Here is a 14799-nt window from a genome sequence, read left to right as displayed (position 1 = left end):
CCAGTGCGACAAAGGGCCCGCCCGTACCCCTTAAGCGCCCTCGAGGACCTGGCTTGTTGCCCACGCCAGGTACTTGGCGGCGTGCGCGACGGCGTCCTGGGGGCTGGGAGCCACGTCCAGCAGTTGCGCGGCAGCCACCACGCCATGTTCAGCAAGCTCCTCGGGCGTCACCAGGATGCGGCCGGCCACGACGATCACGGGAATGCCGCGCTCCCGTGCCGCGTCCGCCAGCGCGATGGGCGCTTTTCCGGTCAGGGACTGCGAGTCCATGGAGCCTTCCCCGGTGATCACCAGGTCCGCGCCACCCAGTTGCCCGGCCAGGCCGGTGAGTCCCGCCACCAGCGCGAAGCCGCCTTCCAGCGTGGCACCGGTGAAGGCAAGGAACGACGCCGGGAAGCCGCCGGCGGCGCCGGCGCCCGGGACGTTCACGTCCCGGCCTGTGGCCTCACGGAGGATGGACGCCCAGTTGCGGAGGCCGGCGTCGAGCAGTTCCACAGTGTCCGCGTCCGCGCCCTTTTGCGGCGAGAACACGTGCGCGGCGCCGGACGTTCCATAGAGCGGATTCCTGACGTCCACGGCGATCCTGAAGGTGGTGGCAGCAAGCCGGGGATCCAGCCCGCTGGTGTCCAGTGCCGCGACATCGGCAAGTGACCCGCCGCCCAGGGGCACCACGTTCCCGGCGGAGTCGAGCGGCTTGAGGCCCAGGGCGCGGAGGGCGCCACTGCCGCCGTCCGTCATGGCCGATCCGCCCAGGCCAAGCACGATCTCCGTGGCTCCGGCGTCCAAGGCAGCCGCAATGAGCTGTCCGCAGCCGTAGCTGTGGGCCCGGAGCGCGTTGGCCGGGGTGGGCTCCATCTCCGCAAGGCCGGAGGCCTGGGCCGTTTCGATGACAGCGGTGACCTTGCCGTCGTCGGCCTTGTTGATGGCCCACGCGGCTCCGAGGGGGGCCAGGATGGGACCGACCACGGCGTTGAGCCGCTCCTCGAAGCCGGCGGCCACCGCCGCCTCCAGTGTTCCCTCGCCGCCGTCGGCAATGGGGAACTGGGTGGCAACAGCCTCCGGGTACACGCGCAGCGCGCCTTCCGCGATGGCTGCAGCGGCTTCAGCCGCCGTCAGGGAACCCTTGAACTTGTCCGGAGCAATAAGAATGCGCATGCGCTCCATCATGCCAGCAGTCGCTTGGAAAGCGCTTGCCAAATCCGTCATGCGGACGGCCTGCCCGCCACATCGCGGCCGCCCGGCCTACCCTTCGCGCCACTCCTGGCTGGTGATGTGGGATCCGGCCTGCGGCCCCATCTGCAGCATTCCGCCGTCCACCGCCCAGGAGGCGCCGTTGACGTAGGTGGAAGCGGGTGAGGCAAGGAAGGCAATAACGGCAGCAACTTCCCGTGCGTCGCCGGGCCTGCCCAGGGGGACGCCAGGCCTGTCCTTGGTGGTGGCGTCCTCATCTTCCTGTCCGGTCATCGGCGTGGCGATCTCCCCCGGCGCCACGCTGTTGGCGGTGATTCCATGCCCGGCAAGCTCAGGGCCAGCGTCTTCATGAGTCCGCCGAGGCCGTGCTTGGACGCGTCATAGGCGGACGCCCCTACCCTCGGCTGGAATTCATGGACGCTGGTGACGGCAATGAGGCGCCCGCCCCTGCCTGCCTTCACCATCCGGCGGGCAGCGGCCTGGAGGCACACAAACGCGCCGTTGAGGTTGGTGTCCAGGGTGCGCATCCAGGTGTCGACGTCGAGGTCCAGGAACTTGGTCCCGTCGCCGGCTCCGGCGTTGTTGACGAAGACGTCCACTCCGCCCAGCCCGTCCGCCAGTTCGTCGACGACGGCCCCGGCGGCACGCAGGTCAGTGGTATCCAGCTGCCGCACCACGGCCTTGCGGCCCAGGCGGCGGATCTCCTCCCCAGTGTCCTCGGCGCCGGCCTTGTCCGAGTGCCAGGTGACGCCGACGTCCATTCCTGCGCGGGCAAGGGCGACGGCGGCAGCCTTGCCTATTCCGGAGTCCGATCCGGTCACGATGGCGGTACATGGAGTGAATCCTGCGGTGTCATGCATGGCGGCAGCCTTTCAGTCGGTCACGCACCGAAAGCGTGGAGCATTCAGTGGTGGCGCCTTCAGCGGTGGGCATTCGGTGGACGAAGCTTCCAGCAGGAGATAATTCCAGCGGGTCAGGCCGGGCGGCGGAGCTCCGGCGACGGCGGGTACTCGCCGTTCTGCGGAGAGTCGGGCTCTTCCGGTACCGCCATCAGCGGGACTGCGAATGTCACCACCGGGCGGCCCTCCGGATCATCGGCCGACCGGATGGTCAGGCTCCTGGTTCCCGGGGGCACGGAAGGGGTGAAGGTCTGCAGGTTCCGGGACTCCACCGTGGCCGAGTCCCGGAAGGAGTACTCGGTGCCGAAGTGGTCCTGCAGGATAAGGCGCGGCTCGGGGCCGTCGGCGGAGGCCAACTGGATGTTGACCACCAGCCCGGTGGCCCAGATCTCGACCGAAAGGATGGTGAACTCCGTGCGGTGGGTGACGTGCTGGCCGTAGGTTGGCGGCAGCAGCATCCCCCGAAGGCCGCCGGAGGGAATGAATTTGCGCATCGTGGTTCCTGTAGGTTCTGGGGCCGCCGCTGGCGGAGCGGCGCCGGCGCGGAAAGCCGGTGCCGGGCTGTACGCGGCGGGAGGGTGGTGGCTTAGGCGGGGTCGCGGCCGGCGTTTTTCGGGCGGAAGAGCGGGCCGCTGCGGGCCCTGCCATCGCTGGGGCCGGCAACCGTGCCGCCCCCGTTCCGGCACCTTCCGGCGCCGCCGATCCTGTTTCCCTTGCCCTTGTTGCCCTTGACCTGTGCCACGGTAGCCAGCCTTTCCCCCGGAAGCTATAACTAGTAAGACTACTTACCATGTAGCCTCCCGACCCTCCCTTGTGTCAAGGGCTTTGGATCTCTGTTGTGGAACAACTGTGGGGATCACCAACCGGGATCACCAGCGGCTGCGGGAAGTGGGCCAGGCTAGCCCCGCGGCCGCAGCACCGCGAAATAGCCCGGAACCCGGCTTTGCCCGTCCACCCCGGTCATCGGGTTCGTTTCGATGGCCACCTCACCGTCCGCCAGGAGGTCCCAGGCCTCCGGCGGAAAGGCCCGCGAGCGCTCCTCCGGGCCGAAGTGGCCGGGCATGGGCAGCCCGCGGATGGCCCGTTCCAGCGGAGCCGGGATGTTGCGGGTTGTGGCGCCGAGATGGGAGACGTACTGCACCGGGTTGCCCTGGAAATTGGTCTCCGCCAGGAACACCGTGCCGGTGCTGCCGGCCAGCAGCCGCAGGTTGTCGACCATCGCCGACTGGTCCGCCGCGTCCAGGACGTGCAGGACGCCCCGGATGAAGACGTTCGCATCGCCCTGGACAGCGAGAGCGCCGGCTGCGCCGGCCCCGGTCATGTCCAGGGCCTGGTAACGGACCCTGGCTGCAAGGCCGTCGGCCCGGGTGTGCCCATCGGCATGGGCTACGGCGTGGCCGGACACGTCCACGCCCACGGCCTCGGTGAAAACGCCGGCCAGCGCCCTGGTGAAACGGCCATGCCCGCAGCCCACGTCAATGACGGGAAGTTCCCGGTCCAGGTATCGGAGCAGGACGTCCCTGTAGCCGAGGAATTCATCGTCGGTACCCGGATCCCAAAGAATTTCTGTGCCGGCCCCCCGCCCCCGGATGCCCGCCCAGTACGTGTCCCATGCCACCGGCCGGTCCTTGGGCGCAGAGCGGGACAGCCTGATGAGCTTGGGGAGCATCAGGTACTTCTGCAGGGCGGACCGCACGGACTTTGCGGCAGGGGACTTTGCTGGGGAGGACACGGAACAAATATAGGCGCCCCGCCACTCCCGGACGCGATCTGCCGGATTGTTGCAGCCTGCACGTCCACAATTCCGGCACTTCCGCCGCCGCGCAGGGGTGGGTGAAGCCCACCGCCCGCCTAACGTGCCGTTTTCACCGGGCCGCCCGCTTGGCATCGCCATACAATGTACTCAACTGGGAGGGAAGGGGGCACTGTGGCGGCTGAATCGCCGAGTGACCTGCGCGCGCCGCGCACCGCCGTTGTGGCAGATCCCGACGCCGGGCGGCTGGAATCGTACGCCAGGACGTTGCGGGACGCCGGCTACAGTGTCCTGTGCGCGGGGAACGCTGACGAACTCGCCGCCTCGGTGGACTCCCGCCAGCCCTCCGTGGTGGTCGTCGACGCTTCGCTCTCCGCCGTGGAAACGGCCGCGCCGGTCCTGGTGGTGGTGGACCTGGACAATCCGGCGGAACTCGCAGCCATGATGCCCTCCGGCGTCCACGACTGCATCGCCAAGCCGCCGCCTCCCAGGGAACTGGTCCACCGCGCCACCGCGCTGATCGACCAGGTGGCACGCCGCAAGGCCGCGCGGCAGGAAACCGAAGCCCTCCGCGAACAGCTCCGGGAAGTATCCGCCGCTGTTCGGGCAACAAACGATCCGGAGGAAATAGCCCGCCTCGTGGTGGCCGGCTTCGGCCGGACGTTCAAGGCTGACCATGTCTGGCTGGCCACCTTCGAGGACAGTCGGGTTCCCCCCATCCAGGCCGCATGGAACAGGCCGGGGCTGGAACCCCTCCCGGAACAGGCGCTTCCGGATGAACAGTACTCGCGGCAGACAGCGGACCGGCTGTGGGCCGGCGCCGAGACAATGTCCACTGCCGGTTCGGAGGAGCCGGCGGCGGGAGACGCCCCTGCACCGGGAATCGCCAACGCGGTCTCCTCGCTGGCGGTGCCCATGGGCGAAGGAAGCTCATCGCTGGGCATCATCTGGATCGCGATGCTTGACGGGCCGCGGACATGGTCCGGCACCGAGCTCGGGCTCTTGCAGCACGTGGCCGGCAATGCGGCGCACGGACTCATCCAGAGCCACCTGATCAGCAGCCAGCAGCAGGTGGTGAAGCAGCTGCAGCAGCTCGACAAGGCCAAAACCGACTTCCTGGCCACGGTAAACCATGAGCTGCGGACGCCGCTGACGTCCATCATGGCGTACCTGGACATGATCCAGGAGAGCACCGAGCAGCCTGTCTCCCCCGAGGTCCACCAGATGCTGGACATCGTGGTCCGGAACACGGAGCGGCTCCGGATCCTGATCGAGGACATGCTGAGCGTCTCCCGCAATGGCCTGGATGACAGCCTGATGCACCTCACACCCGTGCGGCTGGGACAAACCCTGGACCTGGTCGCGGCGGCTCTCAGGCCCTTGGCCACGCAGCAAAACGTCACCATCGCCGTGGACCCGGTTCCGGAGGACCCGGAGATCCTGGCCGATGAAGTGCAGCTGCAGCAGGTCTTCACCAACCTGGTTTCCAACGCCATCAAGTTCACCCCGAGCGGTGGGCGGATCGAGGTGGGCAGCGAGTCGCACGCGGCCTCGGACGGCTCCCGCTGGGCCACCGTCAGCGTCGCGGACACCGGCATCGGCATTTCGAGCGAGGAGATCGACCACGTCTTCACGCGGTTCTACCGGGCCTCCAACGCCATGACCGGAGCTATTCCCGGGACCGGCCTGGGGTTGGCGATCACCAAGGACATCGTGTCCCGCCACGGCGGCCGGATCGACGTGTCTTCCACCCTGGGCAGCGGCACCACCGTCACCGTCAGCCTGCCCCTCGATACCCGCAGCCAGGAAAACTGAGCACAATGCAGGAACACGATGTTTGCGGATAACGACCCGCGGCTCTCCCAACTGCTGGAAGGCATTGTGCGGCTGGCGTCCGGCGACCTCAGCTCCCGGATCGAGGTGTCCCCCGCGCGCGACGAGCTCGACGCGATCATCATGGGCACCAACCTGCTGGCCGAGGACCTGCAGATCATTTACGAGGAGCTCGAGCAGCGCGTACAGGTGCGCACCCAGCTCCTCCACGAGGCCCACCTGGAAATGCAGAAGATGGCCATGCAGGACCCGCTCACTGGCCTCGCAAACCGTTCCGCCCTGATCGACGCACTCAAGGGTGCGCTGGAGGCGGACGCCGCGTCCCCTTCCGGGGAGGGCCCGGCCCTCCTGTTGATGGACCTGGACGCCTTCAAGTCCATCAACGACAGCCTGGGCCACACCGCCGGTGACCATGTCCTGGTGAGCGTGGGCGAGAGGATCCGCAGCGCCGTCCGCGAGTCCGACGTCGTTGCCCGCCTGGGTGGTGACGAGTTCGCCATCGTCCTGCCTGCGGCCTCCCCGGACCAGGCAGGCATCGTGGGGCACCGCATCCTGGCGGCCCTGGGCCAGCCGGTGGAGCTGCCCGGCCGCAGCGTGCGCTGCGGCGCGAGCATCGGGCTCAGCGCCGGCGGCGCCGGCAAGACCCCCGAGGACATGCTGATGGAAGCCGACGTCGCCATGTATGCCTCGAAGGCCGAAGGGCAGAACCGGCTGCACCGCTTCGAACCCGGACTCCTGCTGGTACGCAGGCTCCGCAGCCAGCTGGTGGAGGACCTGCGTGCCACCCTTAAGGACGGAGGCCTCACGCTCCACTACCAGCCCGTGGTGGAGCTCGCCACGGGGCGGATCGAAGGCGTGGAGGCCCTGGTCCGCTGGAACCACCCGACGCGCGGCTTCATCATGCCCGATGAGTTCATTCCCCTCGCCGAAGAGGCAGGGCTGATCTCCGAGCTGGGGCTGTGGGTCCTCCGGGCCGCGGTGCACCAGCTCCGCGACTGGATCGAAGCATCGCTGGTGGACAGCCGGTTCTCGGTCCGGATCAATATTTCGGCCACAGACCTGCAGAGCCTGCAGTTCATCGAGGACGTCAGGAACGTCCTGAAGGAAACGGGCGTCAGGCCGGAACAGGTGGTCCTGGAGCTTACGGAAGTGGCAATCGTCAAAGGGAACGAACTGGACCGCTACTCGCTGGGCGGGCTGCGGGGCCTGGGCGTGGGAATCGAGATCGACGACTTCGGCACCGGGTACTCGTCCATCAGCTATTTGCGCCGGCTGCCGGTGGACCGGGTCAAAGTGGACCGGTCCCTCATCACCGGCCTGGGAACCGACCCCACCCAGCCGGCACTGGTGTCAGCAGTCCTGCAGCTCATCAGGGCCTGCGGGCTGGAAGCCGTGTGGGAAGGCGTGGAAACTGCAGAGCAGGCCGAGCTGCTGCGCGGCCTGGGCTGCCTCAGCGCACAGGGCTATTTCTTCAGCAGGCCGGTCCCGCCTGAACAAATTCCGGAATTGTTGGCGGGCCAGGCGGAAAGCGCAGCCCGGTAAAGTACTGCGCTTTTGTTTCCCGCGATATACGATCATCGTGCGGTGTCTGGTTTTCGTCGCCGCGAAAATCAGGTTTCAGCATGGACACCGGAATTTAAAGGCGTTTGGAAATTGAACAACATCGGGGCCAATGGGTCATTACTTCGTCAACTGGGGGCGTAGCTAATGTCGGTTCGAATACAGGCATGGGGAATTATTGCCGCTGTACTGGCGGATACGGATCCGTCCGGAGCGGCTGTCCGGCAGCGGCTGAGCAACAGCCTGGATGAGAATCCGGGAGTGCCGGAACGGGCGCTGCTCGAGTATCTCCTGGATACCCGGCGCAGCGACGCCAATACCGTGGAAACGCTGGAGAGCGCCCGGGAAATGCGGCTTACACCCGCAGTCCCGCCGAAAGTGGCGGAGCAAATCGACGCGATCCGCAGCATGTCCCGCATCAGCGCGCTGCTCGAAAACCAGATGCTGATGACCGCCTTCCAGCCAATCTACGGACTGGAGGAAAAGAGCGTGGTGGGAGTCGAGGCATTGTCCCGGTTCGTCAGCGATGACGGAGCTGCCGCGGAACTGTGGTTTGCCGAGGCCGCCGCCGTCGGTTTGGGAGCTAACCTGGAATTCGCCGCGCTGGGATCTGCCGCCGCTGCGGCGAAGTCGCTTCCCGGGAACCTGTTCGTGTCCCTCAACATTTCGCCCGCCTCCTGCCTGGACCCCCGGCTGCCTGAATTGTTCGATCACATTGATCTCCCCCTCAACCGCGTGGTGCTCGAAATGACGGAGACCGTCAAGGATGAGGAGTACCCGCAGTTCATTTCCGCCATCAATCCGCTGCGGGACAGGGGACTGCGGATCGCCGTGGACGACACCCATTCCGGGGCGGGGGCGCTGAGCCGGATGGTGCACCTGCGGCCGGATTTCCTGAAGCTGGGCCGGAATGTGATCGGCGATGTGGACAAGGACGGCATCCAGCGCGCCCTGGCCGCCTGCCTGGTGGATTTCGCGGAACAGCTCGGCACCACGCTGGTGGCTGAGGGCGTCGAGACTGTAGGGGAACTCAAGGTCCTCACCGAACTCGGAATCAGCGCCGGGCAGGGCTACCTGCTGGGCCGGCCCTCCGTCCGGCCCAAGGACTGGGCCGGCTGGAACGGCCGCCTGGACGTGGACGGACTCAACCGCCACCTTGCCGGACGAGAGCAGGCCGAGGAGTCTCCGGTCGCCAGCGAACAGCACTGACCCGGCCAGCGGCGGAGTCCTCCGGACACCATCCGAAGGACCGCCCGCCCAAGGGTGCTATTCGCTGTGGCCCTGGTCGCCGCTCATCTGGTCTTCCGCAGGCGGCGTCTCGCCCGGAGGCACTCCACCGCCCGGTTCCAGCCCCGTGATGTTGCCTTCGGCGGGATCCGGATTCGACGAGCCGGCAGAGTCCTTCACGCCTTGCCCGCTACCGCCCGGCTGGCCCGCAGGTGGCTGGCCAACACCTTCCCTGGCGTCGGCCGGCGGGGTCTTGCCCGGCTGGTCCGGATTCGCGGGATCATTTTCGGGATGGTAGCTGCTCATGGTGCTTGCGTCCTTCCTGCCCGGCCGCGGTTCCTTGCCCCGGCTCTGGACTAATTGTAAGCATGCTGATAATTCTGGAAGGGTAATGCTGCGGGCATCCGCTGGGGTGCCCGGCACGCGAGGTCGGAAGGAGCAGTCACATGGGTATCGGCGACAGCATCGGCAAGGCAGCAGAAAACGCCATGGAGGATCTGGCAGGGACATCAAAGCCCACTGAAACAGCGCATGTTCCCGAGCCCACGGACCCGAACGATGACGTGGAGGTCCATTCCTCCATCAGCGAAGGCTCCAACGCCATGGATGCGGAGAAGCAAAAGGCCCCGGGCCCCACAACCGGAGCAGCTCCGGGCCCTGCCTCGGAATCCCCCTTTGGCGGGGACCTGGAGCCGGACGGGGCGGGCGACGACGGCGGGCCGGCTGGCGGGGCGTCCGCACCGGCGGATGACGCGTCCGCACCGGGGGGCGGATCGCCTGCGTCCCAACGCGGCGTCCCCGGGTCAGGCGGCCTTCCAGAGCCCAACCCGGACGAGTTGCGGGCCGACCCGTCCGAAGGCGACCAGGACCCGTCCACCAGCACTGGCCGCGGCTAACAGCACAGGCCGGCGGCTAGCCGCACAGGGCGCAGCCAGCCGGAGGTCAGCGGGAGTCCTGGGCAATCCTGCCTCGGACAGGGCCGCCGGCGCAGTCAGCCGTGCGGCCACTCTCCGCGCTCAAGCAGCACCTCGCGGAGCAGGTCCGCGCGGTCGGTGACCAGCCCGTCCACGCCCATCTCCAGGAGACGGCGCATCTCGTCCGGATCGTTGATGGTCCAGGCATGCACCACGAGGCCCAGGGAGTGCGCGCGCCGGACAAAGCCCGGCGTCACCACGTGCACCCTGCCGTAGCGCACCGGAACCTGCAGGGCGTGGACTCCGCGAAGGTTCCAGCGCATGCTCCGCCTGAAGACCGGTCCGGGGAGCAGGCGGCCCAGCACGGTGAACAAACCGACGGACACAACACCTGCCGACGCCGCCACGGGCTGGCTCAGCAGCTTCAGCACCGCCCGCCGGCGGCGGTCAGAGAAACTGGTCAGCAGTACCCTGTGGTGCACTTGATGCTCTTCGATTGCGGCTGCGATGCTGCGGACCGAGTTCCAGTCCTTGACGTCCACGTTGAGCCGGACCCCGGGCAAGTCCGCAAGCAGCTCGTCCCACCGCGGGATGGGCTCACGCCCGCCGATCCGCGCCTTGGCTATCTCATGGGCGGGGAGCTCGGACACCCGGCCGCTGCCATCGGTTACCCGGTCCAGCGTTTCATCGTGGAAGAGGAGCACCACGCCGTCGGCTGTGGTGTGGACGTCAGTCTCAAGGTAGCGGTAGCCGAGGTCGACGGCGGCGCGGAAGGCGGCCATGGAGTTTTCCAGGCCGTCCCGGGAAAAGCCGCGATGCGCCATGGCGATGGGTATCGGGGACCCGTCCGCGGCGGCATGGTCGAAGAACGGGAGGGTCACACTGCGAGCGTACTCCAGGAGCGGCGGCCCCCGGTCAGGCAGCGTCAGCCCTCGTACGCAACGGCGTCTTCCTGGAGGACGATGTCCACGCCGTCGCTGCAGTGCAGCAGCGTCCGGCCGCGTCCGCCGTCGAAATCGATCCACACCGCGGAGTGGTCGGCAGTGACTGCGTCAACCAGGCCGCCGGCTTCGAATCCCGGGGCGAGGAGCACGCGGACGCGGTCGCCCGGCGTGAGCTTTTTCCAGTGCGGCGCGGGCGTTGCCTGGCGCGGCGGCGCGTCAGCGGTTCCAAGCTTCACTTTTCTTGCCATTGTTACCCCTTGAGCCTGTTACCCGGAGCCGGGATGGAGGGGTTGGGCCCTCCATCGCCAACGTTAGGGAGCGAAGATGAACGCGAGGTGAGCGCCAGCTGTGAAAACGGCGCTGCGTCCGGCGGGGCCGGCGAGGGAGTCCGGCGCCGGGAATCAGGAAATCTGCACGCCCAGAGAGGCCAGCCGGGACTCCAAAACCTGGGCAACGCCGTCGTCGTCAAAGTGTGGTGCCTGCTGCCCGGCCGCGCGGATCGCTTCCGGGTGCCCGCTTGCCATGGCGTAGCCGTGCCCGGCCCAGCGGAGCATCTCGATGTCGTTGGGCATGTCCCCGAATGCCACCACGTCCTCGGCGCCGATGCCCAGGGCGGCGGCGTATTCGGAAAGGGTGACGGCTTTGTTGACCCCGGGCAGGGCGAGCTCGAGCATCGACACCCCCGGCGAGGAATGCGTTGCGGAGGCGAGATGTTCGACGGCGGGGGCCACCTCGGCGAGGAAGTCGTCGGCAGTGCCTTCGCGGACGATGGCCAGGAACTTCACCACGGCGTCGTCCGTTACCAGCGTTTCGGCCAGCGGCGCCGGCGTAAATTCGGAGAGCAGCTCACTGGAGCCGTTTTCGATGAAGCCGGGTTCAAGGTGGAACCCCCCGAGCGTTTCGGCGGCGAACAGCGCGGCGGGACGCAGCCGTTTGATGACGCGGCGTACTTCCAGGACAGCGTCGAGGGTCAGCGTCCGGGCGGAGACCAGCTTTTCGGCCTCAAGGTCCCAGACCACGGCTCCGTTGGAGCAGATGACGGTGCCGGTGTGGCCCAGCTGGTCCTGCAGGGGGTGCAGCCAGCGCGGCGGGCGTCCGGTGACAAAAACGAGTTCGACGCCGGCCTCCCGGCAGGCGTGGAAGGCACGGACGGTGCGGTCGCTAATTTTGCCATCGTGGCCGAGGATCGTTCCGTCTATATCGCTTGCTACCAACCGCATCCTGCCAGTCTACGTTGCGGGATGCGCCGGAAAACCCTGTGGGGACCGGTTTAAGGCGCTCCCCACGGTGAGCGCGATCGAATCGAACCGCGATAGTAGGGTGCGGGGTGACACATGCGCGCAGGCTTGTAGGTGAAGGGGGAACCGTGATCTCAGCGCTCAACCAACTCGTCGATTACATCGACGGTCACCTCACTGAGGAGATCGCCATTGATGACCTGGCGGTCAGTCTCGGCATGACGGAATACCACCTCCGCCGCATGTTCTCATCACTGGCCGGCATGCCGCTCTCCGAGTACGTCCGCAGGCGCCGCATGACGGTGGCGGCAACGGACGTTCTCGAAGGCGGCGAGCTGCTGGCAATCACGGTGCGGTATGGCTACGGCTCTACCGAGGCTTTCAGCCGGGCATTCCGGTCAGTGCACGGCGCCGGGCCCAGCGACGTGCGCCGGGACGGCGGACCCCTTCGCACGCAACCGCAGCTCAGGTTCCGCCTGACCGTAGAAGGGAACACCCCGATGGACACCCGCGTCGCAGACAGGCCGGCATTCCGGCTCATCGGCTATTCGGCCCGTGTGCCGCTTATCCACCACGGCCCCAACCCGCACATCCAAGCGCACATCGCCTCACTGCCGGCGGCAGAGCACGCCCGGCTCAAAGCACTGGGCAACACCGACCCCAAGGGCCTGCTCCAGGTGAGCGCCGACGTCGACCCGGACTACACGGAAGGCAGCGAGCTCACCTACCTCCATGGCGTCGCCGTCACCCCCACGACGCCGGTGCCCGGGGAGCTCGACGCGATCGAGGTCCCCGCAGGCACCTGGGCGGTGTTCCGTGCCGAAGGGGCGTACCCCGCGGTTCTGCAGTCCACGTGGGCATCCACAGCCACTGACTGGTTCCCGTCGAACCCGTGGCGGCTGCGCCCGGGCCCCTCGATGGTGGCAGTCCTGGATCGCAGCGCCGACTTCAGCACAGCAAGCTGCGAGTTGTGGCTCCCTGTCGAACGTGCCTGACGGATCAGCCTTGCTCTCCGGATGCGCTGGAAACTCCGTACAGCCAGGCCCGGATCACTTTGTGTCTTTTGCCGCTCCAGGGCCGGCCCGCCGGGACCTTCCGCCCAGCCGGGCGGTGACTTTCGCTGCGGCGGCGGCGCAGGCCTCCCCCAAGGCCTGCAGCCTGTCCTGGGACACCCGGAACCGGGGTGCGGGGATCAGGACGGCGGCCACCACCTCGCCCCGGTGGTCGAAGACGGGTGCTGCCAGTCCCACTTCATCGATGGAGGTTTCGCCGTAGTTGACGGCCCAGCCGCGCCGGATGTCGTCTTTGAGCCGGACCAGGTAGGCGTCCAGGCTGGAGTCGTCCAGGCCCGGGTAGCTGATGGCGCCGCTGCTGAGCAGGGACCGGACCCGGGGTTCGGGTTCTTGGGCCAGGAAGACCTGCACGGAGGCGCTGAGGGCGTCGTTGTATCGTGCCCCCAGCGGGGTGGTGTGCTTGATCTGGTGGTGGCTGGCAATCTGCTCCACGCAGATGGATTCATCGCCGCTCCACACCATCAGTGCGCTTGTTTCGCCGGTCTGCTCCGAGAGTTCGCGGAGCACGGGATAGGCAACGCGGCGCTCCTCCAGTTCGGCGAGGAGCGGCCCGGCCACGGCAATCAGCCCCAGCCCGAGCCGGAACCGCCGCGTTTCGGCGTCCCGCTCCACCAGGTGCTCCTGCTCGAAGGTGGCCAAGATCCGTGAGACCGTGCTCTTGTGCAGCCCCACGCGGTTGGCGATCTCGGTGACGCCAAGCAGGGGCTCGTCCGCCGAGAAGGTCCGGAGGACCGCAATCGCGTTGACGATGACGGAAGCGCCCTTGCTGTCGCCGTTGCCTGTGGTCTCGGGTTCTGTTGCACTCATGGTGTTACCCATCATTCCCTAAGGGAGGGCCGGAAGCGGCGCCATGGGGATGACGCCGCTTCCGGGTGTTCGCCGGGCTGGTGGAGCCCGTGGGGGACGTTAGGCGCCGATGATGTTGTACTCGGGTCCGAACGGGAACTTGGTGATGTTCTCCGCGCCGTCCTCGCCCACCACCAGGATGTCGTGCTCGCGGTAGCCGCCGGCACCCGGCTGGCCCTCGAGGACGGTGATCATCGGTTCCATGGAGACCACCATGCCCGGTTCCAGCACCGTGTCGATGTCCTCGCGGAGCTCGAGTCCGGCTTCACGGCCGTAGTAGTGGCTCAGGACGCCGAACGAGTGGCCGTAGCCGAAGGTGCGGTTGGCCAGGAGCCCGTAGCCCACGTAGATCTCGTTGAGCTCGGCGGCGATGTCCTTGCAGACGGCGCCGGGCTTGATGAGTTCCAGGCCGCGCTTGTGGACTTCCACGTTGATGTTCCACAGCTCCAGCGAGCGGGCATCCGGTTCGCCGTAGAACAGGGTGCGCTCCAGCGCCGTGTAGTAGCCGGAGGTCATGGGGAAGCAGTTCAGGGACAGGATGTCGTGTTCCTGGATCTTGCGGGTGGTGGCCCAGTTGTGGGCGCCGTCGGTGTTGATGCCGGACTGGAACCACACCCAGGTGTCGCGGATTTCGGAGTCAGGGAAGGTGCGGGCGATCTCGTGGACCATGGCCTCGGTGCCGATCAGGGCAACCTCGTACTCGGTCATCCCGGCGGTGATGGCGTTGCGGATGGCTTCGCCGCCCAGGTCGCCGATGCGGGCGCCGTGCTTGATGACCTCGATTTCCTCGGCGGACTTGATCATGCGCTGGCGCATGGCTGCCTGGGCCACGTCCACCAGGGTTGCGGACGGGAACGCTGCCTGGATCTTGTTGCGGTTGTCCAGCGGCAGCGAGTCGTCCTCGACGCCGAGGCGGCGCGGGTTGATGCCGCGGGCCCGCAGGACTTCCTGGATGGCGAAGATGTAGTTGTCGCGGCGCCAGTCCGTGTAGACGATGTTGTCGCCGTAGCTGCGGCGCCAAGGCATACCGGCGTCGATATTGGCGGTGACGGTGACGGTGTCATCCTTGGTGACCACCATGCCGTAGGAGCGGCCGAAGGTGGTGAAGAGGAAGTCGGAGTAGTACTTGATGGAGTGGTAGCTGGTGAGGACGACGGCGTCGAGGTCCTTCTCCGCCATGATGCGGCGCAGGCCGGCCAGGCGGCGCTCGAACTCGGTGTCGGAGAACGTGAGGCTGACCTTCTCGCCGTTCTTGAGGATCTTGGTGCGCTCGAGTTCGGCGACAGTGGTGGCGTTTTCGGTGGTGATGGTCATCGTGACG

15 protein-coding genes and 1 pseudogene are annotated in these 14799 nt (G+C 67.3%); 5 read left to right on the top strand and 11 right to left on the bottom strand.

Annotation, left to right across the window (positions count from 1 at the left end):
- Positions 1-30: 30 nt before the first annotated feature.
- From IEX33_RS06835 to IEX33_RS06815, 5 genes and pseudogenes are all read right to left on the bottom strand, one after another.
- Positions 31-1155, bottom strand: a complete 1125-nt coding sequence (locus IEX33_RS06835) for a glycerate kinase (protein WP_188728826.1) — start codon at positions 1153-1155, stop codon at positions 31-33.
- An 87-nt stretch (positions 1156-1242) separates the two neighbouring features.
- Positions 1243-2051: pseudogene (locus tag IEX33_RS06830) on the bottom strand (SDR family oxidoreductase).
- Positions 2052-2164: 113 nt separating this feature from the next.
- Positions 2165-2584 carry a hypothetical protein gene (locus tag IEX33_RS06825; RefSeq protein ID WP_188728825.1) on the bottom strand — a complete coding sequence of 140 codons (420 nt, stop codon included), beginning with the start codon at positions 2582-2584 and terminating at the stop codon, positions 2165-2167.
- A 92-nt stretch (positions 2585-2676) separates the two neighbouring features.
- Positions 2677-2832 (bottom strand): hypothetical protein, encoded by a 156-nt coding sequence (locus tag IEX33_RS06820; protein WP_188728823.1) that lies wholly within the window; start codon positions 2830-2832, stop codon positions 2677-2679.
- 156 nt (positions 2833-2988) lie between these two features.
- Positions 2989-3759, bottom strand: coding sequence for a class I SAM-dependent methyltransferase (locus tag IEX33_RS06815; protein ID WP_188729210.1), 771 nt, complete (start codon positions 3757-3759; stop codon positions 2989-2991).
- Positions 3760-3987: 228 nt separating this feature from the next.
- Between IEX33_RS06815 and IEX33_RS06810 the strand changes: the two genes are divergently transcribed.
- The 3 genes from IEX33_RS06810 (at position 3988) to IEX33_RS06800 (ending at position 8445) form a co-directional block, all read left to right on the top strand.
- Positions 3988-5658, top strand: coding sequence for an ATP-binding protein (locus IEX33_RS06810; protein ID WP_188728822.1), 1671 nt, complete (start codon positions 3988-3990; stop codon positions 5656-5658).
- An 18-nt stretch (positions 5659-5676) separates the two neighbouring features.
- Positions 5677-7218, top strand: a complete 1542-nt coding sequence (locus IEX33_RS06805) for a putative bifunctional diguanylate cyclase/phosphodiesterase (protein ID WP_188728820.1) — start codon at positions 5677-5679, stop codon at positions 7216-7218.
- Positions 7219-7383: 165 nt separating this feature from the next.
- Positions 7384-8445 (top strand): EAL domain-containing protein, encoded by a 1062-nt coding sequence (locus IEX33_RS06800; RefSeq protein ID WP_229675264.1) that lies wholly within the window; start codon positions 7384-7386, stop codon positions 8443-8445.
- A gap of 57 nt (positions 8446-8502) precedes the next feature.
- On the opposite strand, the gene IEX33_RS06795 is transcribed toward IEX33_RS06800, so the two are convergent.
- Entirely contained in the window at positions 8503-8769 is a 267-nt protein-coding gene (locus IEX33_RS06795; RefSeq protein WP_188728818.1) for a DUF6480 family protein, read from the bottom strand.
- A gap of 140 nt (positions 8770-8909) precedes the next feature.
- Between IEX33_RS06795 and IEX33_RS06790 the strand changes: the two genes are divergently transcribed.
- Complete coding sequence (locus IEX33_RS06790; protein WP_188728815.1) at positions 8910-9359, top strand: hypothetical protein; 450 nt, start codon at positions 8910-8912, stop codon at positions 9357-9359.
- Between the two features lie 95 nt (positions 9360-9454).
- On the opposite strand, the gene IEX33_RS06785 is transcribed toward IEX33_RS06790, so the two are convergent.
- The 3 genes from IEX33_RS06785 to IEX33_RS06775 form a co-directional block, all read right to left on the bottom strand.
- A complete protein-coding gene (locus tag IEX33_RS06785; protein WP_377090358.1) occupies positions 9455-10258 on the bottom strand; it encodes a glycerophosphodiester phosphodiesterase in 804 nt (267 codons plus the stop codon).
- A 44-nt stretch (positions 10259-10302) separates the two neighbouring features.
- Positions 10303-10569, bottom strand: a complete 267-nt coding sequence (locus IEX33_RS06780; RefSeq protein ID WP_188728813.1) for a hypothetical protein — start codon at positions 10567-10569, stop codon at positions 10303-10305.
- A gap of 153 nt (positions 10570-10722) precedes the next feature.
- Positions 10723-11541, bottom strand: coding sequence for an HAD family hydrolase (locus IEX33_RS06775; protein WP_188728812.1), 819 nt, complete (start codon positions 11539-11541; stop codon positions 10723-10725).
- A 146-nt stretch (positions 11542-11687) separates the two neighbouring features.
- Here IEX33_RS06775 and IEX33_RS06770 point away from each other — a divergent pair, with 146 nt between their 5' ends.
- Positions 11688-12554 (top strand): AraC family transcriptional regulator, encoded by an 867-nt coding sequence (locus tag IEX33_RS06770; RefSeq protein ID WP_188728810.1) that lies wholly within the window; start codon positions 11688-11690, stop codon positions 12552-12554.
- A gap of 54 nt (positions 12555-12608) precedes the next feature.
- Here the strand turns inward: IEX33_RS06770 and IEX33_RS06765 are convergent, their stop codons facing one another.
- Together IEX33_RS06765 and IEX33_RS06760 are read right to left on the bottom strand one after the other, a co-directional pair.
- Positions 12609-13439, bottom strand: a complete 831-nt coding sequence (locus tag IEX33_RS06765; RefSeq protein WP_188728808.1) for an IclR family transcriptional regulator — start codon at positions 13437-13439, stop codon at positions 12609-12611.
- Positions 13440-13538: 99 nt separating this feature from the next.
- Positions 13539-14792: an aminopeptidase P family protein gene (locus IEX33_RS06760; protein WP_188728807.1), complete on the bottom strand. Its 1254-nt coding sequence runs from the start codon at positions 14790-14792 to the stop codon at positions 13539-13541.
- Positions 14793-14799 lie beyond the last annotated feature (7 nt).

The sequence above is a fragment of the Pseudarthrobacter scleromae genome (assembly GCF_014644515.1).
GTDB classification, from domain to species: Bacteria; Actinomycetota; Actinomycetes; order Actinomycetales; family Micrococcaceae; genus Arthrobacter; species Arthrobacter scleromae.
The sequence above is the reverse complement of the archived record's forward strand: the minus strand, read 5'-3'. Positions and strand labels throughout refer to the sequence as shown.

Coding starts and splice junctions, on each gene's coding strand:
- IEX33_RS06835 (WP_188728826.1), bottom strand. CDS start 1,155: ATGCGCATTCTTATTGCTCCGGACAAGTTCAAGGGTTCCCTGACGGCG.
- IEX33_RS06825 (WP_188728825.1), bottom strand. CDS start 2,584: ATGCGCAAATTCATTCCCTCCGGCGGCCTTCGGGGGATGCTGCTGCCG.
- IEX33_RS06815 (WP_188729210.1), bottom strand. CDS start 3,759: ATGCTCCCCAAGCTCATCAGGCTGTCCCGCTCTGCGCCCAAGGACCGG.
- IEX33_RS06810 (WP_188728822.1), top strand. CDS start 3,988: ATGTACTCAACTGGGAGGGAAGGGGGCACTGTGGCGGCTGAATCGCCG.
- IEX33_RS06805 (WP_188728820.1), top strand. CDS start 5,677: ATGTTTGCGGATAACGACCCGCGGCTCTCCCAACTGCTGGAAGGCATT.
- IEX33_RS06800 (WP_229675264.1), top strand. CDS start 7,384: ATGTCGGTTCGAATACAGGCATGGGGAATTATTGCCGCTGTACTGGCG.
- IEX33_RS06795 (WP_188728818.1), bottom strand. CDS start 8,769: ATGAGCAGCTACCATCCCGAAAATGATCCCGCGAATCCGGACCAGCCG.
- IEX33_RS06790 (WP_188728815.1), top strand. CDS start 8,910: ATGGGTATCGGCGACAGCATCGGCAAGGCAGCAGAAAACGCCATGGAG.
- IEX33_RS06780 (WP_188728813.1), bottom strand. CDS start 10,569: ATGGCAAGAAAAGTGAAGCTTGGAACCGCTGACGCGCCGCCGCGCCAG.
- IEX33_RS06775 (WP_188728812.1), bottom strand. CDS start 11,541: ATGCGGTTGGTAGCAAGCGATATAGACGGAACGATCCTCGGCCACGAT.
- IEX33_RS06765 (WP_188728808.1), bottom strand. CDS start 13,439: ATGAGTGCAACAGAACCCGAGACCACAGGCAACGGCGACAGCAAGGGC.
- IEX33_RS06760 (WP_188728807.1), bottom strand. CDS start 14,792: ATGACCATCACCACCGAAAACGCCACCACTGTCGCCGAACTCGAGCGC.